Genomic DNA, 21,989 nt, shown 5'->3' with positions numbered 1-21,989 from the left:
TATGAATCCGAATCAGTTTGAACGGGTTTGGGGGGAATTTAAGAAAGTTGCTTAACTGGGTGTGTCAATTTACTTGACCACCTCATTCCAACTAATTCTGGGATCATGTTTTACCAGATACAATATCCAAATGTACTTCTTAATTGATAGGGCGATTTTATTTATCTCACTCATTGTGCTTTTTATTTCTATAAGTAGACCTGCAAATAAGTATATTGCAAAGTAGTAATTTTTCAATCTCCACTTGAGTTCATTAAAAATTTCTATTAGAACCATTCCATTAAAAAATTATAATGTTAAAAAAACCAGATAAGTGACAAAAAAATGAGGATGCCCCTGGAATAGGTGCGTAGATACTATCGAATCCTGGTTTATTTATGATGATGTCTATGATGTATATCGGGATAATGGGGATGCGAATGCGTAAGCGCTTTATGATGGTGGGCATGAGCGTGGGGCTCCTTTTCATCCCAATGGGATTCGTGTGTATGCTGATGATGCTCATCATGAATATGTCGGTGATCGTGTGAAAATGGCTCGTGCTTATGTTCGTGTTCGTGATGCTCGGTAAGATGTAACCATACACCAATTCCCATTAATAGTGCTGCAGCCCAAAAGACTATTGATGGCCTATCTTGAAAAAATAAAATGGCAATGGCGGCGCCAATAAACGGTGCTGTTGAAAAATAGGCGCCTGTTCGAGCAGTACCAAGACCACGTAAAGCCAGGACGAATAAAACAAGGCTGGCTCCGTAACCGATAAACCCGACAGAAAATGCATAGCTAATTGTTTGCCAGTTGGGAATGCTTATACCGAGTAAGAGCGCTAAGCTTGTATTCACAACCCCTGCGATTAAGCCTTTACTTCCTGCAATGAACAAAGGATCGCCAGCAGAAATGTTCCGGGTAAAGTTATTGTCAATCGCCCAACATAAACAGGCTCCTGCAATGGCAATTGGCCCAAGAGTATTTTGCTGGCTTGCTACGCCATGAGGCCACGATAAGAGAATTCCTCCAGCTACAATCAGAAGCATACCGAGCACAATCTTGTATGATGTATGCTCTTTGAAAATCATCCATGCCAATAAAGCAGTGAGTACAGCCTCAAGATTCAACAACAACGACGCTCTAGCAGCACTTGTTTGTTGTAAACCAACCATCAACAAGATAGGTCCCAATACACCACCGAAACTAATAGCACCTGTCATCCAAAGCCAGTCCCCTTTTACCAAGGTCGAATGATGCCATCCGCGATCCTTAATTAAGCGTATTAGAATTAACCCTCCACCACTTCCTACATACAATAATCCAGCTAGCAATAAAGGCGGTATTTGTCCCACCAGCTCCTTAGCAATCGGCGTACTAGCCCCAAAAAATAGTGCTGCACCAAGGGCTGCAAAAGTAGGTGAAATGGATCGAATACGCCACATTGATTCTCTCCTATTTTATGCAAACATGCTTTGAATGTTGAATAAGGATGATTATCTCATCAATAGATGCGATTATCTCAGGTGCTTACATAAATGTTTTCATTGCTATTGTTTGCTTCAGACAAAGTCAATTTCTCAGAGTATTTATTGTGCATTGATTATGACTATATTAAAACCCACACACAAAATTGTTACTAATATTTATTAGCACCAAAAAAATAAATAGGCAAATTTATTATTTTTTGCTCTATATATTTACTCAAGATGATAAATTTTGCCAGTACTGGCATCTAATCTTAATTTTACTTTTTTGTACTTTTTATCAAGGGCATTCACTTCATACTGACTGCCATGCACCTCAATTTTGTAGATGGTATGATAACCAGCATCTTCAATTTTCTGTGCAGCCTCGAGTATTGAGATGGGGTATTTATTGGGTATTGGGTTTTTGATGAAATCACCTGTATGAGGATTCATGCGCACTATAATTTGATTTCCTTTCCCATCCAATGCTTCTACTTCATATAAACCATCATCAAATTCTACTTCTCGTATCGCGCTGTAGCCCCGTGCTTGTATTATTTTTAGGATTTCAGACATCGGTAAGGTGCGACTGGGAATTTCATCGGCCAGGACTGTTTGTGAGGCTAAAGCAAAAATAAGTCCTCCATAAATAGAAAGAAGAATGCTTTTTTTCATGATTACTTCGCCTTCAGTTAGGGTGGGTGGAGTTAAGAATCTATCAATATAAACCTATTTTTCTATGTTGTGAATGGATATAAACTCATTATATTAGAAAGCTATTTTCATATTATGATTAATATTAATGCATGGGTATGTTATGAAAATATTTCTGATATAAGGATAAATACACCCCATTTTTTTCGAGGTGTTTTAAGGCCTGGTTGATTTGATTCATCAGCACTATGGAATTGATTTTGGCCATGATTCCATAACCAATCCCCACAGAGAAGGGCCTCCCTATTCCTTTAAACAAGGTGTTATTATTGGCTATCCAATAATCAGCAGAAAAATCATCCATCAGCAGAGCATCCACTTCTTGTTGATTTAAGGCAGTAATTAATTGATTGGTTGAGGGATATTCTTTAATCAAGTTGGTTTTAAATTTCTGAGTAATTAATTGTTTGAAGAGTGAACCTTTTATAATGCCTATTGTTTTATTGTTAAGCTTTTTAAGCGTTTTGATTAAGCTGTTTTTTGTGGTAACAAAACGTGCTTCACTGGCTAGATAAGGAAGACTAAAAAGAAATTTTTGCTGCCGTTCGTTTGTGATGGTAATTGCTGCAATCGCCAAGTCAATTTTCCCTTCATTTATGTCTGTAAACAGCGCGTCAAACAGCATGGGTTCGAAATGACACTGGACACTGATTTGCTTGCATAGTTCCGACATGAGCTCGATGTCAAATCCAAAGAAATGATTTTTGTCGGCATTCATTGAAAATGGTGGGTCGTATGCTACTATCCCTATGGTTAATGATTGGGCTCTTAGTTCAGCAGTCAAGAGCATTAATAAAATTAAGAACAATCGCATCAACATAGGATAATTAGGACGAGAGACTATAAAAGTAGTGTATATTAATTTGAGTACCATTTCAGTGTTTTGGTATTAGATTTCACATGATTTTTTTAGCAATAGGATGTATCAAGGCCTAAAATCAAGATACACTGGAACAATAAAGTTTGGTATGGATTACTTAATAGGTAGGGAATGCGTTATTTATTTTATTCAGTGCTTTGTATTGCAATCAACTTTGTGATGAGCGAAGTGCTTGCGGCCACCCCATTTACCTTCAAACAAGCTCTGGACATTGCTTATCGCAATAATCCCGAATTACAAGCTGAAATAGATAAAGCACATGCGATGCGCGGCTATTTTATTCAAAGCGGTCTTTATCCCAACCCCCAATTAACGCTGACGGCAGAAAATTTTGGCGGTTCGGGGAGTTATTCGAGTTATGAAGCTGCAGAAACCACCGCTTCGGTGACTCAACCTATCCCTTTGGGACATCGATTGCAGTATTTGAAAAAGTAACCTATGCGGATTATTTGGCTTCTCTTGCGCAAATTCAAGTACAAAAAGCGATACTTTATATGGCAGTTGGCGTGGTTTATGTGGATGCACTTTATGCTGGGCAATGGCATCAGGTCACTAAAAAACTCATTCGACTTAACCAAGACATTGTCAGCGCAATCGAGAGTCGGGTTAAGGCAGGCGCTGGCGCTGAATTAGATTTGCGTTTAGCACAAGTACGATTGGGAGAAGCACGCATCCAAGAAAAGAAAGCGGCTCGCGATGCTTTGTTGCAGCGTGCAAAATTGGCTCGCTTATTAGGAGATGGTTTGCGAGTCGACAGATCCCTGGTGGATAAGGGTCTCCCAGATGTTTCATTGAACTGGCTTCAATTACTCAAAAAATTACCGCAAAGCCCGCAGTTAGTGCAACTGCAACAGCAATTACAAGCTAAACGCGCGACCATAACTGCAGTGAAAAAGTCGGTGTGGCCGGATTTAAACATTCAACTGGGGGGTCGTCATTTTTCTGATGACGACAGCAATGCTGTAGTGGCTTCTGCTTTTGCAGAAGTCCCCGTCTACAATCGAAATCAAGGTAAAATCATAACCGCCGAAGCACAATACACACAAACGGCTCATGAGCTTCAAGGCACAAGCCTTGATGTGCGTCAAAATGTCTATACCGCTTTTTTACAAGCCGAGCAAAGTCACTATGAGGCCACTCAAGTGACGAATTCGTTATTGCCTTTGGCACGCAAATCGATCAAATTGGCACAGGACGGCTACCAAATGGGACGTTACACTTACATTGAATTATCCACAGCCCTTAATTCGTTATACGAAGAAGAGCGCCATTACCAACAGGCGCATGCGGATTATCATAAAGCTATAATTCAACTTACTGGGCTTTTAGGACTAAATCCTATTAAGGAGAGTCAATGAATCATATTAAATCATTCTTTATATGCATACTGCTTTTGATATTCAGCTCATGTTCATTATGGGCCACTGAAGCATCTCATGGCGCTGAAGAAAACAATAATCAAGAAACTATAGAAAAGGGCCCACAAGGTGGTCGCTTGTTTAAAGATGGAGATATGGCCCTTGAGCTTTTGATCTTTGAACGTGGCATGCCACCCCATTTTCGCGCCTATCTTTACAAAAATGGTGAATCCATTGCACCTGGGAAAGCGCAGTTAAGTGTTCAATTAACGCGATTTGGTGATAAAAAAGAGGTAATTACCTTCGTTCCTGTTGAGAATTTTTTACAAAGCGTTGAGGTGATTGAAGAGCCTCATTCTTTTGATGTGAGCATTCAGCTAGAACTGCAGGATAAACGCTATACTTGGCATTATGCGACCTACGAAGGGCGAGTTAAACTTGTTCCCGCCATTCTTAAGGCGGCTGATATTCAAACGGCAAAGGCTCAAGTCCAAACGATTAAAACCCAATTAAAGGTCGTAGGTAAAATTGTTCCCAATCGAGATATTTTAGCACCTATTTATGCGCGCTATTCAGGAATTATAAAATCAATGACTAAAAATCTGGGAGAAGAAGTAACCAAGGGGGAAGTATTAGCCACGATTGAGAGTAACGAAAGTTTACAAAATTATACAATTAATGCACCTATGACCGGAACTATAGTGCAAAAATACGCAACCAATGGAGAGCTGGCACAAAATACCAAACCCATTTATGAAGTGGCTAACTTAGCTAATGTGTGGGCTGATTTTACCTTGTATCGTAAAGAAGCGCCCTTGGTAAAAAAAGGGATGGAAGTGACGGTGACTGGAGATGAGGGAACGCCAAAGTCCACCAGCATCATTTCCTACATTGCGCCATTAGGCATCGAAGACAGTCAAACAACGTTAGCACGCGCAGTACTTTCTAATGAGCCTCGTGTCTGGTTGCCTGGTATGTATGTTAATGCAGCGATTACCATTAAAGAAAAAACGGTACCCGTAGCAATCCTTTTGTCTGCCATCCAACAGATGAATGAACTGGATGTGGTTTTTATCCAGCAAGGCGATTATTTTGAGGCGACTCCGGTCATTTTGGGTGAAAAAGATGACCAATGGGTGGAAGTGGTATCAGGTATTGATCCAGGCCAGCATTATGTCAGTAAAAACAGCTTTTTTATTAAAGCTGAATTAGGTAAGGATGGCGCAAGCCACGATCACTAAGGATGAATGATGCTTGAGAAAATAATTCGTTTTTCCCTAAAACATCGCTGGTTTGTTTTGTTGTTTACGGCAGTCATTGCTGTTTATGGTGTTTATAATTTTCAACGTTTGCCTATTGATGCAGTTCCTGATATCACCAACGTTCAAGTGCAAATCAATACTCAAGCTTCAGGCTATTCACCCTTTGAGGTGGAGCAACGAATTACTTTTCCTATTGAGTTATCCATGAGCGGGCTTCCTAATTTGGATGACACCCGTTCTTTATCACGCTATGGATTATCGCAAGTCACTGTCGTATTTAAAGAGGGAACTAACATCTATTTTGCGCGGCAATTGATTAATGAGCGCTTGCAAGAAGTAAAGGATAAGCTCCCACCAGGAGTAGAAACCACTTTAGGTCCTATCTCAACTGGGCTTGGTGAGATTTTTATGTATACGGTAACTAATAAATCTAATGTGCCTGCAAGTCAGCGCTATAGCCCCACGGAACTGCGTACCGTTCAAGATTGGATCATTAAGCCACAACTGCGTAATGTTGAAGGTGTTGCGGAAGTGAACACCATTGGCGGCTATGAAAAACAATTTCATATAACCCCCGATCCTATGAAGCTAGTTCGATATCGTTTAAGTTTAAACGATGTCGTTGAAGCATTAGATCGCAATAATGCGAATGTTGGCGCGGGGTATATTGAAACCAATGGAGAGCAAAACTTAATTCGCGTTCCGGGCCAGGTTCAAAACATCTCCGATATTGAACACATTGTCATTGCTAGTTTTGAAGGGACACCCATTCGAATTCGTGATGTTGCTGAGGTGGCACTGGGTAAAGAGTTACGTACTGGTGCTGCAACGGAGAACAGCAAGGAAGTTGTCTTAGGTACTGTATTTATGCTTATGGGTGAAAACAGCCGTACTGTGTCTGAACGGGTGGCTGCTAAAATGAAAGAAATCAATAAAACCTTGCCTCAAGGTATTGAAGCTGTCACGGTTTACAATCGGACCTTACTGGTGAACGCCACCATTAATACGGTTAAGAAAAACTTACTCGAAGGGGCATTACTCGTTTGCGTGATTTTGTTTCTTTTTTTAGGCAACGTTCGAGCAGCCCTTATTACTGCGATGGTGATTCCTTTATCGATGCTGCTTACCATTACAGGGATGGTATCTAATAAAATCAGTGCCAATTTGATGAGCTTAGGTGCGCTTGATTTTGGTTTAATTGTGGATGGTGCGGTGATTATTGTTGAAAACTGCATTAAGCATTTGGGTGAACAACAGCATGCCTTGCATCGTATTTTAAATTTAGAAGAGCGTTTGAAAGTCATTGCCTATGCTACTACCGAAGTGATTCGGCCCAGTATCTTTGGCGTTTTTATTATCACGGTTGTTTATTTACCTATTTTAACACTCACCGGTGTTGAAGGAAAAATGTTTTTGCCCATGGCTGAAACGGTAATTATTGCGCTGCTCGCCTCCATGCTTTTTGCGCTGACTTTTGTTCCGGCAGCCGTGGCGATTTTTCTAGGCGGACGCGTACAAGAAAAGGAAAATTGGTTAGTACACTATCTCTCGCTTGCTTATGCTAAAGCTTTACGCCGCTGTTTTCATGCAAGACAGGTGGTGATAGGAGCCGCAGTTGCTTTGGTTGTAATGAGTTTTTTTCTTGCGTTTCGTTTAGGCGGAGAATTTATTCCAAGCCTTGATGAAGGTGATATTGCCTTGCATGCCATGCGTATTCCAGGAACCAGTTTAACTCAAGCCATTACGATGCAATATTTAGTCGAAGAGCGGATAAGCCAATTTCCCGAAGTAAAACGAGTCTTTGCAAAACTGGGTACTGCAGAAGTGGCAACAGATCCCATGCCACCCAGTGTCGCTGATACCTTTATTATGTTAAAGCCTCGAAAGGATTGGCCTAATCCTAAAAAAACCAAACAGGAATTAGTCCAGGAAATTGAGCAAGCAGTAAAGCAAATTCCTGGTAATAACTATGAGTTCACCCAACCCATTCAAATGCGGTTCAATGAATTGATTTCTGGGGTACGCAGTGATGTTGCAGTGAAAGTATTTGGTGATGACATGAATACTTTGCTTGAAGTTGCAGAAACTATTAGCGCCCAATTAAAAAAAGTCCCAGGTGCTGCTGATGTGAAGGTAGAGCAGGTCAGTGGCTTACCGCTACTTACCGTTGAAATCAATCGCGATGCTTTGGCGCGCTACGGATTACAAATTGGTACCGTTCAAGACGCAATTGTGATTGCCACAGGCGGCAAAAAGGGTGGTGAGCTCTTTGAAGGGGACAAACGTTTTGATTTAGTGGTACGCTTGCCGGAAAGTTTACGCACAGATCCCAATGTACTGCGCCAAGTGTTTATTCCTTTGCCTTTGGCAAAAGATGGCGAGGAGCATTTTATTCCTTTGAGTGAAGTAGCCAAAATGGTGCGTAGTGAAAGCCCGAATCAAATAAGTCGTGAAAGCGGCAAGCGGCGCGTGGTGGTGAGTGCTAACGTACGTAACCGAGATTTAAGCTCGTTTGTGAATGAAGCCAAACAACGGATTGACCAGAATGTTACAATTCCGAGTGGGTATTGGGTGGATTGGGGTGGCCAATTTGAGCAGTTGCAATCAGCCTCCCAACGGCTACAAATCGTCGTTCCCATCACTTTATTAGGCATTTTCTTATTGCTGTTTATGAGCTTTGGTCGAGTACGAGATGCGCTCTTAGTCTTTAGTGGTATTCCTTTGGCATTAACTGGTGGTGTTTTTGCCTTATGGATAAGAGCCATTCCCTTGTCCATTTCAGCCGGTGTCGGGTTTATTGCTTTATCAGGGGTGGCAGTGCTTAATGGTCTTGTCATGATTACCTTTATCAATAAACTACATGATGAGAAAAAAATGTATTTGAAGGATGCAGTATTACAGGGCTCGCTGGCGAGGCTTCGCCCGGTACTCATGACGGCTTTAGTGGCTTCTTTGGGTTTTGTGCCGATGGCTTTAGCTACAGGCACGGGTTCTGAAGTACAACGCCCCTTGGCAACGGTGGTCATAGGAGGCATTATTTCATCAACATTTCTAACACTTTTAGTGTTGCCTGGTTTATATTACTTGTTTCATCAGCGACACAAAAAATCACTGGTTAAACAATCCAGCAAGGACTAGTGATTTCTATAGTGAGTCAGTAACTATATGAGTAATCATATCATTTTAAGAAAAGTGGCAAGACATCCAGGAAGAGCACGATAGCAAAGATAAGTGATGAAACAAGAGCAAGGTAAAATCCCAAGCGTGTTATAAAGTTCATTTTGTGGCCGGAGCTTCCTTTTGCAAGAGTTATCAAAATTATTCCCATAAAAAAAAGAATCCCTAAGAGGATAAGAAGACTATGACTTGAAAGAAGGGACGTCATTCTTCTTCCTTATGCAAAAATATATTGATTTAATTATAGCTCTTTTGAGCAAAAGACAACGGACAGTGTTTTGACAACTCTTATTAATAAGCTACACTAATAGTTAAATGCTTATTTAACTGTTTGATTGATTATGCTAAACCAAGATCAAATTATAACGCTCAGTGACATCTTGCACCTGATGGGTGAACCTAATCGTTTAAAACTTCTTTTGGTATGCCTGGAAGGCACGAAGTCAGTTTCAGAGCTGGCAGAACAACTGCAACTTTCAGTGCCCTTGGCCAGTCATCATTTGAGCTTGTTGCGATCAGCTCGCCTTTTAGTCGCTAATCGCAAAGGAAAACATATTTTTTACAGTATTTATGACATGCATGTTCGTTGTATTTTAGAGGACATGCTCAAACACTTTACTGAAGAGACGGAGAATTAATATGAGTTTTTTAAAACGCATGCTTGGAACTTTGGGTGGACATTATGACAACTACAAAAATTCTCATCATGGTCAAAAAAGCCAACACGGTAATTATTCAACTAATCGTGAGTCAGCAGGGTTGAACTGCCCGCGCTGTAAGGTTTCTCTTGCTCCTGGAGCACGTTTTTGCAGTCAATGTGGCAGCGGCCTTGAGAATACTCAATGCACTTGTGGAGTCACTGTTGTTGCTGGTGCAAAATTTTGCGGCCAATGCGGGAATTCATTATGACAAAGCCTCTAACTTTAACCACTTTTTTTGTAGCAGGGCTGGATTGCCCTACTGAAGAGCAATTAATCAGGCGGCAATTAGCAATGATTCCTGAAGTGGAACAGATGGATTTTAATTTCCTTGCTGAAGAAGTGACCGTGCACCATCGTCATGCTGCTATTGATGTGCTGCAAAAACAAATCGAAACGTTAGGCATGAGTGTGCGCACTCAAGGCAGTACCTCGGCAAAAGAAGAGAGGCGAGTTGATTCCTCATGGCGACTTATTGCTTTGGCAGGTCTTTTAGCGCTTTGTTCTGAGTTAACTGCTTATTTATGGGCAAAAGAGCAATCAATTTGGGTAATTCTTCCTGCAGTGCTTGCCATTATCTTAAGCGGCCCACCTACCCTTAAAAAGGGGTTGCTTGCGTTGCGTACCAAAGCCATGAACATTAACAGTCTGATGTTGATTGCAATCACAGGAGCTATGATTATCGGTGCCTGGCCGGAAGCAGCAATGGTCACCGTTTTATTTGCCCTTGCCGAGCGCATCGAGCGTTATTCTCTGGATAAGGCACGTTTAGCTATCCGCAGTCTCATGCAAATTGCGCCTGAGGTGGCTCAAATTAAGATGGATAATGGTCAATGGCAGACTATGCCTGTAGAGGATGTAGCAGTTGGTGCGGTTTTTAAAGTAAAACCCGGTGAGCGCATACCGCTTGATGGGGTATTGATATCGGGACAAAGTACGGTTAATCAAGCACCGATTACAGGCGAGTCCATGCCTGTGAGTAAGCAAGTAGGTGATGCTGTGTTTGCGGGGACTTTAAATGAGCACGGTGCTTTTGAAGTTAAAGTCAGTAAGGCTTCAGGGGATACCTTACTTGCTAAAATTGGCAAAGCCATTGAGCAGGCACAAAGTGAACGAGCGCCAACGCAGCGCTTTGTCGATGAGTTTGCAAAATATTACACCCCAATTATGGTCTTGATTGCCCTTTTTATTGCACTTGTTCCTCCTTTAGTGTTTGGCTACCCCTTTTATGATTGGATATATAAGGCTTTAACCTTATTAGTTATTGCCTGCCCCTGTGCTTTGGTTATCTCTACACCGGTGACAGTAGTCAGCGGATTGGCTTCAGCGGCACAACACGGTGTTTTAATCAAAGGAGGCAGCTATTTAGAAATGGGTCACCAGCTAAAATTAATTGCTCTGGATAAAACAGGCACCTTAACCGAAGGAAAACCTGTAGTGACTGATTTTATCGTTTACGATACAAAACAACCCAAAGAGTACTTCTTATTACTTGCTGCAAGCCTAGATAGTCATTCGGAACATCCAGTTGCGCATGCTTTAGTTGAATACTGGCGGCAAAATCAACCTAATGAATCCTTGTTCGAAGTAGGGCAGTTTTCAGCACTTCCCGGCCGAGGGGTGCAAGGTATTGTTGGACAAGAACTGTATTACGTCGGGAATCATCAATTGGCAGAGGATAATAAGGTATGCTCTCTTGCTGTAGAGCAAGAGCTCAAGCGTTTGGAGAAAGAAGGAAAAACGACAGTTATTTTAAGTAATTCAGCAGTAGTTTTGGCAGTTTTTGCGGTAGCCGATACGCTTCGTGCTACGAGTAAATGGGCTATTGAAGCTTTGCATCAACAAGGACTTAAAACAGCCATGCTCACTGGTGATAATGCACTGACGGCTATGGCTATAGCCAAAGAGGTGGGGATTGATGAGGTGCAGGCGAATGTCTTGCCTACAGAAAAATTACAAGCAATAAATCGTCTTTTGGAACAATATAAAACGGTGGGAATGGTGGGTGATGGAATCAATGATGCACCCGCTTTAGCTAAGGCCACAATTAGTTTTGCGATGGGGAAAGGTACCGATACCGCTTTAGAAACAGCAGATATTGCGTTAATGAATGATAACTTAGCCATGCTTCCTTTATACATTGATTTAAGCCGAAAAACGGCGCGTATTCTTCGCCAAAATATTACGTTGTCTCTTGTAATCAAAGGAATGTTTTTTATTCTAGCATTAGGAGGATTGGCAACACTTTGGATGGCGGTATTTGCTGATATGGGAGCAAGCTTAATTGTTGTAGCGAATGGTCTGCGCTTACTTAACTCACACAAAGGACATTCTGAATATCAGGAAATGAATGTTTAATGAGTGTCTTGGCTATTTATGTATCACTGAATGGGTTGCATGATGAATGAATTAGAGCGGAATGGACGAAATAACAATTCGTTACGTTTTTTAGTGGTTGAGTCTTCATTAGGATCGCGTATTCTTATCCGCTCACACTTATTGGAGCTCAACCATCTAGTCGATATGGCTTGGGATGATGAGTCGGTATTAGAGTTGGCTTTAATGAGAGTTTATGACTTTATCTTAGTGGATAAGAGTTTGAATAAAAATATAAACTGCTATGAGCTAATTGAGCGCATACAAAAAAATTCGGTATTAAATCAACATACACCGATGATAATTCTAACCGCCTCACATAACGAGGATACAAAAGCTCAGGATAGAGCTACTTATTTTAAAAAACCTATATCTAAGAAGGATACATTACAGTTGCTTGATTTTTTAAATATATTAAAAAAATGAGACATAATTATTCTCCTTTTCCGTTAGTGATATCCTTTTCTATGTTGGACTAGAAAATAAAGTCATTAAAGATGCTGCTTAGTAGAGCTAATTTAGTGATGTTGTCTTGTTTTGCTGTTACTCTTACAGGTAATATTTTTTTGGAGAAAGCTTTTTTTTCAAGAAAATTACGCACTAATAGACAAAGTTGATAAGAACAATTTGGAAGGAAAAACAATAAATGAACACAATAAACCGCTATGTCTTACCCTTTTTAGTTCTTGGATTTGTTGGTTGTAGCAGCAAAAATGTCCCTTTATTGCCTGAAGCACAGAGCATCACAGTTGCTCCATCAAGTGTCGGTATGAAACAGTGCAAAAATTTGGGCAAAGTTGTTGCATATGATGTGAATGGCGTCAGTCAATCTTATCAATCCCACGAGCATCTTTATCAAGACGAATTAAATACATTGAAAAATAATACGGCCCAGTTAGGAGGCGATACTTTAGTTATTACAAAAGATAAAGCCACTTATAGCGGTAATCCTAAAACGCATTTAGTCGATAAACATACTTTAGAGGGTAATGCCTATCGATGTAAATAAATTATAAAGAATTTCTATCGGTGCCGCAGGAATTATGTGGATAGAATGCTAGTCCTTACTCTAAAGAGTAGAGTTCAGGTTATCCCTAATGAATATTTAAAAAAACAGCTAGATAGTTTTGTTATTCATTACTTATTATATTTTCTTTGCTGCCAAAGCAAATAGACCACCGGAATGACAATCAAGGTAAGTACCGTGGCACTGAGCATGCCTCCAACCATTGGGGCAGCAATTCGCCTCATCACCTCAGACCCTGTGCCGCTTAATAGCATGATCGGTAATAGACCGCCAATAATTGCAGTGACCGTCATTACTTTTGGGCGAAGCCTAAGAAGGGCGCCAGCCACTACCGCATCAAAAACATCCACTCGAGTCAAGGCACGTTGTTGCTGTAACGCCTCAAGCTTTACCTTTTCTAAGGCTTGGTTAAGAAATACGAGCATGATGACTCCGGTTTCTGCGGCCACTCCTGCTAAAGCAATAAACCCAATACCGACAGCGACAGATAGGTGATACTCGATGATCGACATTTTTTATGTTGACAATCAATCTACTCTCTACTTAAGCAGCAGATTTTTGGTATTTTAAACTTTCAGAGGGACCTAATTTTCCCAAGTCTCTCCCGCTCATATGTTTGGCAGATTGTCGCAAGTGAATCACTTCAGCAACCTTTTCAGAAATTGAATGAATGAGGGGATTGGCTTTATCAGATGATACCAAGGATTGAATGGACTCTATTACAGCGTTGATTCTTTCTAAGTCTCGCAGGCTACCTACAGTTAATGCGGGTAGCTTGTTATCTACCAAGGCTTTCTGTTGTGGATGTAAGAGCAGGCAGTGGTCAGACAACAGGCTCAGTATCAGGCCTTGGCGTGATCCCTCGTCACCTTGCTGCTTGGCTAACTGGCACCACCCTTCATACCCCTTCCAGTCTTGAATAAAAACCTCTGCGAGCCAACGAAGAGTATAGGCTGAAGCAATATCAGTCAATCTCCAGGTTAAATCCGAAGCAACTAAATAGCGGTAATGTTCTTCACCTTCATATTTGATGGCTACGATAGAGCGTTTACAACCATGAGCCTTAAGATGTAGCCGGGCTCCATCAAGAGTAACCAACTGGTTTGCAGTACCTCGAATAGCCATTTCTCGACAAGTACCATATGAGTAGCGTTTAAAATATTCTTCAATGGTAATAAACTTACCGCGCGTTTTTATTTTTTGATTGTGTCTTACCTGAGAAATAACTTGAATACCCCATTGAGCACAGGCTTTGCAGAAGAATTTACTTGAGCCATAAAGAGCATCTGCAAGAATGCATTGGATTTTTATTTGAGGAAAAGACTGCGTAAATTCACCGAGTAGATTTAATGCGATTTGTGACTTAGTTGGATATTTTTCATAGTTAGGGGTAGGCTTTTCTGCTCTTTGATGTTTCGGTACTCCATTTTTCTTTTGGGTACTGTATATCTTACGCCAGGAGGACATTTCTGGTTGAGGTTCATAAAATCCAAAACCTACTGGTATAGTTACTTTCTCGGTTATCAACAGCAAAAAAACCAGCTCTTGTCCATTAAAATAGCCGCCCGTACTTTTATCTTTGGTTTTATGGGTCTTACTAATCCTCTTGGTATGCTTGCACCGTTTGTTTGCCGTATCATCAAGGGGTCTTTTAAGAATACCCGCGAAATTGTCTCCCTAGATTCAACTCTTCCTTGCCACCCCATTTGATCCCTATTTATTAATAACAATTTTGTCGGCTGGAATCCAAACAACTTTATTATTGCGCCATTCACAGACCTGATTACCTGCTTGTTTATGCTTTAATAATGCATCCTGTATACCAGATTGGATGATTTTTGTTACTTTATCTGGATCATTAAGAATTTTTGTGATGTTATCATCGAGCAAATTTTTATCTTTTTTCATTAGAAATCTCCAAAAGTTGTTTCCATACTTCTTCATCTTTAATAATCAGACTGTGGTGCTTGGCTTCTGAAGCGATAAGAGAAAGGTGATTGGTATTTGAGTTGTCATAAAATTGCCATGAGTCTGCCAATGGACTGTATAAATTGAAGAAATTTTTTAATCCTGCAGTGTATCGTCTTCGAATGGTTGATTCTGGAACAGAATGACCACCTGTTTTAACACGTTCTTTAACCCTAAAAACTGCAAGATCAGCATTTTGAAGCCATAAAAAAATTAAATGGAATTGATAGCCTTGCTTTTGTAGTTTGGGTATCCACATCGCAAAAGTTCGGCTAGCTAAGGTTGTTTCGAATGCAAAATTTACTTCCTCATTTGCAAGTTTATGAATGCGATCTAACATAATACGACCAGCCTGAATGGCTGCTTTTTCAGGTTGATAGGCACAAAGTCCTTGGGCTATGACATCCGCGTTAACAAAATTATCAACATGCAACGCATCTTTTAATAAAGCTGGAGCCGCTGTAGATTTCCCAGCCCCATTAGGGCCTGCAATAATAATTAGGTGAGGCATAGAGTCTCCTCATTGATACACTCAATTATCGTTATATCTTTATATTTCGGCATATAACTGAACCTCGGAATTTTTGCTCAATAAATGTAAACAATCCATTTCAATGGAAATTGTTGATAATTGTTTAATGATTTTATCAAGGTCGATAGAGACATCATTTATTAATAGATCGTAACGACCATAAAAATTAATGTGAGTCCATGCAACAGGAGAAAATTGTTTGATCAAATTTGCTTGTGCTATATCACCGCCCCTTTCGTGATAATCCATAAGCTTTGTAAGGATACTTGCATTGTAATAGATAGTTGCATTAGCTAATAGGCGAGCACATTCATTCCAAACAGAAATTTCTCTATCATTTGTCCCGCTAAAATTTTTACCATGAATTAAACTGATATGGCGGCGTAATTGATGGTATGCCTCGCCTCGATTTAATGCGCCTTGCACTGATTGACGCACGACTACATCGCTAATGTAATCTAACAAATAATCACTCATTAAAACCGCATTCATGTCCCATAATGCAAATTTGGTTTGATTACTAAATGCATTACAGCTCAATTTACTAATGATATTACTTTGATTCGTTTCGCCGATCAGTAGTGAAGCCAAAATATGTTGAATGTTATTTTCCTGTTTGAGTAATCTATTAACATTTAGCTGGCTTGATGGCTTAATAAGGTGATCTTTAAATTTCTTTGGATCAGAAAAAGAAATGATAGATTCCGTTTTGGTTGATAAAGAACGATAACGTGGAGCAAATACCTTATTGATAAGGTAAAGCAACAAAAAGTTCAGTTGATTACTACCCTCTGTATCTGTTGAGAAAATATCAGGTTGAACATTCGATGTGTTGTTATATATCAAATCAAACAAATGACAACTTTCATGTTCATTGGCGCCAATAATCTTAACATTCAGTGGGATATGGTTGGCCAACAATGTATATGCAACAACACCTTTCATCAAACCAAAATACTTTGGTGAATATCTTGAAAGTAATGTTTCGAATTCAGTAATGAATTTTTGTCCATCTAGACTGGCATGCAATAAATCAGCTGAAAAATTCCAGTGACGAAATATAGGTAAGGCCGCAATTGCATTACTAATCACATCATTGGCATTACGTAATGTGGCTAATCTTATAAAGTTTTGATCAGATGTAGTTAATTCGTTTTGTGGCAGATCACATAAATCCGCCATTTTGCTAGAGCCTAAATTCGTTCCTTTGCCAATAAGATTGGCAAAAAGACACAACTCATCAAGCTGGCTTTTCGCTTTATGGGGCTTGATATGGGTGAATTGTTGAATGAAATGAGTATGCTGATTCACAAAATGCAGCACCTGGCTAATACTAACCGTGGGAATTTTTTCATAAAAAGGATTATTAAGCTCAACGTCTTTCTTTGTATAAGGCAATGTCCAAATAATAGAGCCATCTTTTGCTGTTTTAATTTTAACATCTGGATTCTGGCCATTCTGGATGGCTTCATTGATTTCAATGATTTTTTTGTCCAGCGGTTTAGCTTTTTCTTCAATGAATTGATCAACCGACTGGTCTAACCGAGAATTACTGAGCTTTTTAAGCACGGCTCCTTTTTCTTTAGGCCAATTTTGGAGCAATTCTGACTCTAATGAACGAAACTTTGTACTGTCATTGATAAAAAGAGATTTATTCTCTAAATAATAGGTGATCTTTGAATAACAATAATATTCATAACGATCAACGTGAATCATCTGCTCTATTTCATCGAGAATATGCTCTTTTATAGCAGCCGATATAATTTGCTTAGGGAAATTCTTATAGGGTACCTTGGTTAATGACATATCATTATCAAGGGTAGCTTTGATAAAAGTGAGCGCTTGTTGTAATGAACGGTGCTTATTGCTTGTAAATGGCAAAACTCTGAGCAATGAACGCAGCAAGGGATTATATGTTCGTGCTAAGTTATCAATGCTCTGCCATGTAAATTTTTCGTTGAACTTATGATTTTCATATCGATTAGCCACTTGCTCTATGAGCTCAGGGTCGATAATTGAATAAGCTTTCTCAATAATACTGCTGAAAGGTTGAGTTCTATCAATATTTTTATCGATATAAAAGCGCATTAATTTAGCGACTACCGCTTTTTGTGCTGCTTCGCCCAATGCTTCAGCTAATAAGAGTTCCTGGGTGCTTTCTTTAATGGCTTTATCATATTGATTGAAAATATAGATAAACATGGTGACCAAATTATCACACATGCGTTGATAACGGTAATTTATAAAACATAATAACCACAAACAGGACTGTAATTGTTTGGTTCGATTTAACCCCTGAGCGGTATAATGTTCAACTAGTGAAGCATAGTAAGTTATACTTTTCTTCGATATATCTAGTTGAGGTAGAACACGCTTGGCAATTTCATACAAAGGTAGATAGCTATTAAAGTTCTCAATCTCTTTATAAATGGCTTTGGGTTTGAAATTTTTAGGTTCTTTTTTTAGTGTAGTAACTCTAAAATGACCCTCTTGTTGCTCAAGCAATTGTAACAACGATTTTATTTCTAGATTTGTCAATTGAGCATTAATAATAGTGCTAATCCGTTCTTGTTCTGCATATAATGCATTAGAAATCATATCCTGTAGTGTTGTGTAACCAGCAAGAACGAGCTTGTTTTCTTCAAACCAGGTTAAAATTTCTTGAAATATAAAAAGAGGATCTGTAGACAGTCGTGCTGCGTTAGTTGCTTTATCTGATAGCAGCTTGTTATGTTTTTCTTTGCTGAATAATACATAACCAAATAATGATAACACCCATTGTTGGTTATTGTGTTTGGCTTTTCTGCCAATTGTAGTTTTAGTTGTTATTACACCATCGAAATATCTATGTTGGATATAATCAAAGTCAGATTGAACACTACTAAATGTCCAAGTAAAAAAATTTTGCTTTGCTTTGAAATAACCCAATTGCAATAAGGCATCAATTTTAGTTTCGATCGTAGCCTCGGTATCTAAAACAGACAGCTCTTGCTGAGTTAATTCAAAAAACCATTCTTGTTCTTCTCGACTAAACATTGGAAGACCATAAATTTGCTGGTATTCTTCGTCTTTTAAAACGCGAATCCGTTTATTTTGTTTTGTTTCGGAAAACATTTTGGTTGTTTTTGTCCACAAAAAACGATGGTTTTATGAAGACTATAAGTGTATACTAATTTACATTTAAATAATACATATATCGTCCAATTAAATTGGATTTTAGGTTTTATTAGATAAGACAAAAAATATGACAAATTTTGCCTATTTACGCGTTTCTACTGATCATCAAGATGCCAAGAATCAAAAATTAGGTGTTTTGGATTATTGCAATCATCGAGGCATTAATGCGTTAACGTTTATTGAAGATACTGTCAGTGGCAAATCTTCTTGGCGTGAGCGTGCTATAGGCAGCATTTTAGAGAATGCAGAAAAAGGCGATGTCATTGTTGCGGCAGAAATTTCTAGGCTGGGTCGATCGACGCTACAAGTATTGGAAATAATGGAGGTTGCGGCGCAAAAGGGCGTTTCTGTGCACATTGCGAAAAATAATATGGTATTAGATGGCTCGATGCAGTCAACCATTACGGCCACCATTCTTGGGTTAGCTGCACAAATTGAGCGTGAATTTATATCTGCCCGTACTAAAGAAGCTTTAGCAAAGAGAAAAAATGATGGAGTAAAACTTGGTCGACCAAAGGGTGAATCTAATTTACTTAAATTAGATATTTTTCGCGATGAAATAACAAATTACCTAAAAAAAGGAATTAACAAGCGTGCTATTGCTAAGTTGATTGAGTGCTCACCTTCAACGCTTTACAAATGGTTAAAACGTCGGCGCATTTATATTTGATAAATAAGGTATATCTGTTTTTTATGCACTTTGCGTTATATACTTCTTCGCTGCGTATTCCTGTGATGTTGAACAGTGATTCCTGTTCATGTTGAACACCTATTCCTGTCGAAGTTGAACACTTCGGAGCGAAGCGACGGTTCATTTTTAGTATAAAATCAGTTTTCTTTTTTCTCCACTTTTTGTGTTTTATTTTTTCTCATAGAGTCACCGGTTAATTCAATTCGATGGGCATTGTGAATGAGTCTATCTAAAATAGCATCGCCAAGCGTTGCATCACCAATACTATCATGCCATAAGGACACAGGAAGCTGGCTCGTGATGAGCGTAGAGGAGTGTTGATAGCGATCATCAATCAGTTCAAGGAAGTCACGCCTATTGGAATCGGTCATTTGGGCAACACCCCAGTCATCAAGCACGAGTAAAGGTGTTTTTGCAATCTGCTCTAAGAGTTTTGTATAGCTCCCATCAGCTTTGGCTATATCGAGTGTTTGAAAGAGTTTAGGCAACCTAATGTATCGAGCCCCAAGCTTCATTCGACAGGCCTTGTGAGCCAAGGCGCAAGCCAGGTAAGTCTTTCCTGTCCCGGTAGGTCCTGTAATAAGGACATTGTCTTTATTTTTGATCCAATGACATAAAGCGAGCTGGTTTATCAGAATTTTAGAAATGCCTCTAGTTGCTTTATAGTCAATATCTTCAATGCATGCTTGTTCGCGAAGGCGTGCATGTCGTAACTTTCCTAATATAGCTGTGTACTGGGCAATGGATTTAGTGCAGGTTTATCCAGAGTCTCATATTGTGAATGCCGTGATCCTTCAAGTTTTTGAAAAGGCTGATCATTGTAGGCTTTAAGCAAAGGCGCTAATGCCTGATTGATTTCAGCAATACTGAAGAAAGTGACATCCCTTAGTGGCGCCAATATCCAGCGCTGAATGCCCTGAACTCCCACTTCAACTTTGGGTTTATCCTTGGGATGGTAGGTTCGTGCGGGAACTATAGCGCATCCGTAGTGATTAGCTAGCTCTTGGTAGGTTGAATGAATATCTGGATCATATCTATGGGCTTTAGTCACGCCTGCTTTTAAATTGTCAGGAATAATGCAACGAGGAACTCCCTTAAAAAACTCTAATGCATGGCAATGCGCTTTAATCCATTCCACTATGCTTTGACCGGCACAGGCTTCAACATAGGTGTAATTTGAAGCACCTAAAACGGCTACAAAAACTTCTGCATAATGAATAACTCCCGTGTCTTTATCTATACAAGGCATGGTTAACCCAGAGTAGTCTACAAACATTTTTTCACCCGCATAGTGCCTTATCCTCATGCTGGGATTAAGCTGTTTTGCGTACTGCTGGTACAAATGACAATAGCGACTGTAACTGTAGCCTTGAGGATAAACTGCTTTATATTCATACCAAAGCAACAGCAGTGTGACTCCTTTACGTTTTAACTCCTCGTGGATTTTTTTAAAATCTAACCCCTTACTCTCTTTAGGTTCCTTACTCCCTTGCTCCTTCGGAAATAATAGGCCCCGTAGCACTTCATCATTTAAATCTTCCGGTAATGGCCAGCTCAAGCAAGCCTGTTGGGCGCGTTGAATATAGTGACTCACGCTACCAAGTCCTATATGGGTGCTCCTGCTGATGGCTCTATAACCCAAGCCTTCATGATGCAGTCTTAATACTTCTCTTACTTTTTTCATTGATAGTTTCTCCGCAGCCATGAACCGCTCTCCTTGTTCTTATGTTCAAGAAAAACGATATCTTATGCCTCGGCTCCAAAAAACTATCTGTGGGTGTTCAACATCAACAAGAATCGCTGTTCAACATGGACAGGAATCACTGTTCAACTTCGCAGGAATCGGTGTTCAACATCGGCAAGAATATGCATTCGCACAGTAATTTCTAAGGATAGAATGATGAACAACAAAATAAACTTATTAATTTCAGGGCTCATAATGGGTTTTGCTGCGGCTTCGGCGTACTCTGATGAAGGAGCTAATGACTTATGCAGTAAATTACCCGGACATTGGCAAGGTATTTATACAATAAAAAATTTAGATCATTGTCAGGCTTATAATGGATGTACTCATTTAGTCATGGCTGATACCACTTATCTTTCGGGTAATACGTTTATGTTGAAATTGTATCCTGCTGTTGGTCAGGGCGGTGAGTTTAAAATCCAATGCGAAAATGGTGAGATCACTTCACCTGTTAACCCAGGAAATAGCATTAAGGCCTCTTGTGACTCAATGAATCACTGTTTTGTGATTTATAGTGATCCCATGCTTACTTCTGAAATGGCAAAACTGTAGATACAATCAGTTTTAAAAACTAGAAAGGGAATAAAGTTGGGTAAAATAATTGATATCAATCTATTTATAAATGATTTACAAAGTAAAGATATAGAACTTATGTTTTTAAATAAGTTTATTCCTTTTAACCAAAAAGGGCAGACTTGTAAATTGGTTGCTGGAATTGCCATACAGAACTATTTATATGCAAGCAAATTTAATTCAATAGCGCCTTTGCCCTTGCATAAAGAGCACCAAACTTTTAATTATTCTCTAAGACAACGGGCTAAAGAATTAATTGATTCAAAAGTTGGAGAGGTGTATGGGACAAAGCAAGTAAAAAAGGTTTTTGAATATAATGGCTTCGAAGTAAATTCTTTTAGAATTTATGAGAAAACCA

Annotated in this window: 19 protein-coding genes and 2 pseudogenes; 11 read left to right on the top strand and 10 right to left on the bottom strand. The window is 39.5% G+C overall.

The genetic code is table 11. From position 1 onward, the window contains the following. Positions 1-371: 371 nt before the first annotated feature. The 3 genes from Lwal_RS16350 to Lwal_RS16340 all read right to left on the bottom strand — a co-directional run bounded on the left by Lwal_RS16350 (position 372) and on the right by Lwal_RS16340 (position 3,042). Positions 372-1,430 (bottom strand): DMT family transporter, encoded by a 1,059-nt coding sequence (locus Lwal_RS16350; RefSeq protein ID WP_058481846.1) that lies wholly within the window; start codon positions 1,428-1,430, stop codon positions 372-374. Positions 1,431-1,685: 255 nt separating this feature from the next. After that, positions 1,686-2,129, bottom strand: coding sequence for a PepSY domain-containing protein (locus tag Lwal_RS16345; RefSeq protein WP_058481845.1), 444 nt, complete (start codon positions 2,127-2,129; stop codon positions 1,686-1,688). A 124-nt stretch (positions 2,130-2,253) separates the two neighbouring features. After that, entirely contained in the window at positions 2,254-3,042 is a 789-nt protein-coding gene (locus Lwal_RS16340) for a transporter substrate-binding domain-containing protein (RefSeq protein ID WP_231951000.1), read from the bottom strand. Between the two features lie 117 nt (positions 3,043-3,159). On the opposite strand from Lwal_RS16340, the pseudogene Lwal_RS16335 reads away from it, so the two are divergent. From Lwal_RS16335 to Lwal_RS16295, 8 genes and pseudogenes are all read left to right on the top strand, one after another. Further along, a pseudogene (locus Lwal_RS16335) lies at positions 3,160-4,406 on the top strand (TolC family protein). Next, positions 4,403-5,647 carry an efflux RND transporter periplasmic adaptor subunit gene (locus tag Lwal_RS16330; protein ID WP_058481844.1) on the top strand — a complete coding sequence of 415 codons (1,245 nt, stop codon included), beginning with the start codon at positions 4,403-4,405 and terminating at the stop codon, positions 5,645-5,647. Before Lwal_RS16335 ends, Lwal_RS16330 begins: the two are co-directional and overlap by 4 nt. 9 nt (positions 5,648-5,656) lie before the next feature. Further along, positions 5,657-8,806, top strand: a complete 3,150-nt coding sequence (locus tag Lwal_RS16325) for a CusA/CzcA family heavy metal efflux RND transporter (RefSeq protein ID WP_058481843.1) — start codon at positions 5,657-5,659, stop codon at positions 8,804-8,806. Positions 8,807-9,186: 380 nt separating this feature from the next. Continuing rightward, the gene (locus Lwal_RS16315) at positions 9,187-9,483 is read left to right on the top strand and encodes an ArsR/SmtB family transcription factor (protein WP_058481841.1); all 297 of its coding nucleotides are present in this window, start codon (positions 9,187-9,189) and stop codon (positions 9,481-9,483) included. A gap of 1 nt (position 9,484) precedes the next feature. After that, positions 9,485-9,754: a zinc ribbon domain-containing protein gene (locus Lwal_RS16310; protein WP_058481840.1), complete on the top strand. Its 270-nt coding sequence runs from the start codon at positions 9,485-9,487 to the stop codon at positions 9,752-9,754. Beyond that, a complete protein-coding gene (locus Lwal_RS16305; RefSeq protein WP_058481839.1) occupies positions 9,751-11,901 on the top strand; it encodes a heavy metal translocating P-type ATPase in 2,151 nt (716 codons plus the stop codon). Before Lwal_RS16310 ends, Lwal_RS16305 begins: the two co-directional genes overlap by 4 nt. Before the next feature lie 39 nt (positions 11,902-11,940). Beyond that, positions 11,941-12,345 (top strand): response regulator, encoded by a 405-nt coding sequence (locus Lwal_RS16300; RefSeq protein ID WP_065235683.1) that lies wholly within the window; start codon positions 11,941-11,943, stop codon positions 12,343-12,345. A gap of 220 nt (positions 12,346-12,565) precedes the next feature. Next, positions 12,566-12,928: a DUF4156 domain-containing protein gene (locus Lwal_RS16295; protein WP_058481837.1), complete on the top strand. Its 363-nt coding sequence runs from the start codon at positions 12,566-12,568 to the stop codon at positions 12,926-12,928. Between the two features lie 128 nt (positions 12,929-13,056). On the opposite strand, the gene Lwal_RS16290 is transcribed toward Lwal_RS16295, so the two are convergent. From Lwal_RS16290 to Lwal_RS16270, 5 genes are read right to left on the bottom strand one after another with little or no spacing between them, the layout of a single operon-like run. Further along, complete coding sequence (locus Lwal_RS16290) at positions 13,057-13,458, bottom strand: efflux RND transporter permease subunit (protein ID WP_058481836.1); 402 nt, start codon at positions 13,456-13,458, stop codon at positions 13,057-13,059. Positions 13,459-13,489: 31 nt separating this feature from the next. After that, on the bottom strand, positions 13,490-14,605 hold the full coding sequence (locus Lwal_RS18010; protein ID WP_269458323.1) for a transposase: 1,116 nt from the start codon (positions 14,603-14,605) through the stop codon (positions 13,490-13,492). A 54-nt stretch (positions 14,606-14,659) separates the two neighbouring features. Next, on the bottom strand, positions 14,660-14,854 hold the full coding sequence (locus Lwal_RS16280; protein WP_058481834.1) for a hypothetical protein: 195 nt from the start codon (positions 14,852-14,854) through the stop codon (positions 14,660-14,662). Next, positions 14,841-15,425: an ATPase gene (locus Lwal_RS16275; RefSeq protein ID WP_058481833.1), complete on the bottom strand. Its 585-nt coding sequence runs from the start codon at positions 15,423-15,425 to the stop codon at positions 14,841-14,843. The genes Lwal_RS16280 and Lwal_RS16275 overlap by 14 nt, the downstream gene beginning before the upstream one ends. Positions 15,426-15,464: 39 nt before the next feature. Further along, a complete protein-coding gene (locus Lwal_RS16270) occupies positions 15,465-18,560 on the bottom strand; it encodes a Tn3 family transposase (protein ID WP_058481832.1) in 3,096 nt (1,031 codons plus the stop codon). Positions 18,561-18,690: 130 nt separating this feature from the next. On the opposite strand from Lwal_RS16270, the gene Lwal_RS16265 reads away from it, so the two are divergent. Beyond that, positions 18,691-19,293: a recombinase family protein gene (locus tag Lwal_RS16265; protein WP_058481831.1), complete on the top strand. Its 603-nt coding sequence runs from the start codon at positions 18,691-18,693 to the stop codon at positions 19,291-19,293. Positions 19,294-19,451: 158 nt separating this feature from the next. Here Lwal_RS16265 and istB read toward each other — a convergent pair whose 3' ends face one another. Further along, the gene (gene istB, locus Lwal_RS17185; RefSeq protein WP_274519330.1) at positions 19,452-20,039 is read right to left on the bottom strand and encodes an IS21-like element helper ATPase IstB; all 588 of its coding nucleotides are present in this window, start codon (positions 20,037-20,039) and stop codon (positions 19,452-19,454) included. Next, entirely contained in the window at positions 20,033-21,019 is a 987-nt protein-coding gene (istA, locus tag Lwal_RS16255; protein WP_058481829.1) for an IS21 family transposase, read from the bottom strand. Before istA ends, istB begins: the two co-directional genes overlap by 7 nt. A gap of 195 nt (positions 21,020-21,214) precedes the next feature. On the opposite strand from istA, the gene Lwal_RS16250 reads away from it, so the two are divergent. Continuing rightward, positions 21,215-21,610: a hypothetical protein gene (locus tag Lwal_RS16250; protein WP_058481828.1), complete on the top strand. Its 396-nt coding sequence runs from the start codon at positions 21,215-21,217 to the stop codon at positions 21,608-21,610. Between the two features lie 36 nt (positions 21,611-21,646). Further along, positions 21,647-21,989: pseudogene (locus Lwal_RS16245) on the top strand (hypothetical protein); the annotation flags it as partial.

The sequence above is a fragment of the Legionella waltersii genome, from assembly GCF_001468085.1.
GTDB lineage: Bacteria > Pseudomonadota > Gammaproteobacteria > Legionellales > Legionellaceae > Legionella > Legionella waltersii.
Note: the sequence above shows the minus strand (reverse complement) of the source record. Positions and strands in the feature narration are given on the sequence as shown.

Excerpts from the sequence above, each read along its gene's own strand:
- Lwal_RS16290 (WP_058481836.1), bottom strand. The coding sequence starts at position 13,458 with ATGTCGATCATCGAGTATCACCTATCTGTCGCTGTCGGTATTGGGTTT.
- Lwal_RS16310 (WP_058481840.1), top strand. The coding sequence starts at position 9,485 with ATGAGTTTTTTAAAACGCATGCTTGGAACTTTGGGTGGACATTATGAC.
- istA (WP_058481829.1), bottom strand. The coding sequence starts at position 21,019 with ATGGCTGCGGAGAAACTATCAATGAAAAAAGTAAGAGAAGTATTAAGA.
- Lwal_RS16270 (WP_058481832.1), bottom strand. The coding sequence starts at position 18,560 with ATGTTTTCCGAAACAAAACAAAATAAACGGATTCGCGTTTTAAAAGAC.
- Lwal_RS16250 (WP_058481828.1), top strand. The coding sequence starts at position 21,215 with ATGAACAACAAAATAAACTTATTAATTTCAGGGCTCATAATGGGTTTT.
- Lwal_RS16280 (WP_058481834.1), bottom strand. The coding sequence starts at position 14,854 with ATGAAAAAAGATAAAAATTTGCTCGATGATAACATCACAAAAATTCTT.
- Lwal_RS16345 (WP_058481845.1), bottom strand. The coding sequence starts at position 2,129 with ATGAAAAAAAGCATTCTTCTTTCTATTTATGGAGGACTTATTTTTGCT.
- Lwal_RS16350 (WP_058481846.1), bottom strand. The coding sequence starts at position 1,430 with ATGTGGCGTATTCGATCCATTTCACCTACTTTTGCAGCCCTTGGTGCA.
- Lwal_RS16295 (WP_058481837.1), top strand. The coding sequence starts at position 12,566 with ATGAACACAATAAACCGCTATGTCTTACCCTTTTTAGTTCTTGGATTT.
- Lwal_RS16340 (WP_231951000.1), bottom strand. The coding sequence starts at position 3,042 with ATGGTACTCAAATTAATATACACTACTTTTATAGTCTCTCGTCCTAAT.
- Lwal_RS16305 (WP_058481839.1), top strand. The coding sequence starts at position 9,751 with ATGACAAAGCCTCTAACTTTAACCACTTTTTTTGTAGCAGGGCTGGAT.
- Lwal_RS16275 (WP_058481833.1), bottom strand. The coding sequence starts at position 15,425 with ATGCCTCACCTAATTATTATTGCAGGCCCTAATGGGGCTGGGAAATCT.
- Lwal_RS16330 (WP_058481844.1), top strand. The coding sequence starts at position 4,403 with ATGAATCATATTAAATCATTCTTTATATGCATACTGCTTTTGATATTC.
- Lwal_RS16265 (WP_058481831.1), top strand. The coding sequence starts at position 18,691 with ATGACAAATTTTGCCTATTTACGCGTTTCTACTGATCATCAAGATGCC.
- Lwal_RS16300 (WP_065235683.1), top strand. The coding sequence starts at position 11,941 with ATGATGAATGAATTAGAGCGGAATGGACGAAATAACAATTCGTTACGT.
- Lwal_RS16325 (WP_058481843.1), top strand. The coding sequence starts at position 5,657 with ATGCTTGAGAAAATAATTCGTTTTTCCCTAAAACATCGCTGGTTTGTT.
- Lwal_RS16315 (WP_058481841.1), top strand. The coding sequence starts at position 9,187 with ATGCTAAACCAAGATCAAATTATAACGCTCAGTGACATCTTGCACCTG.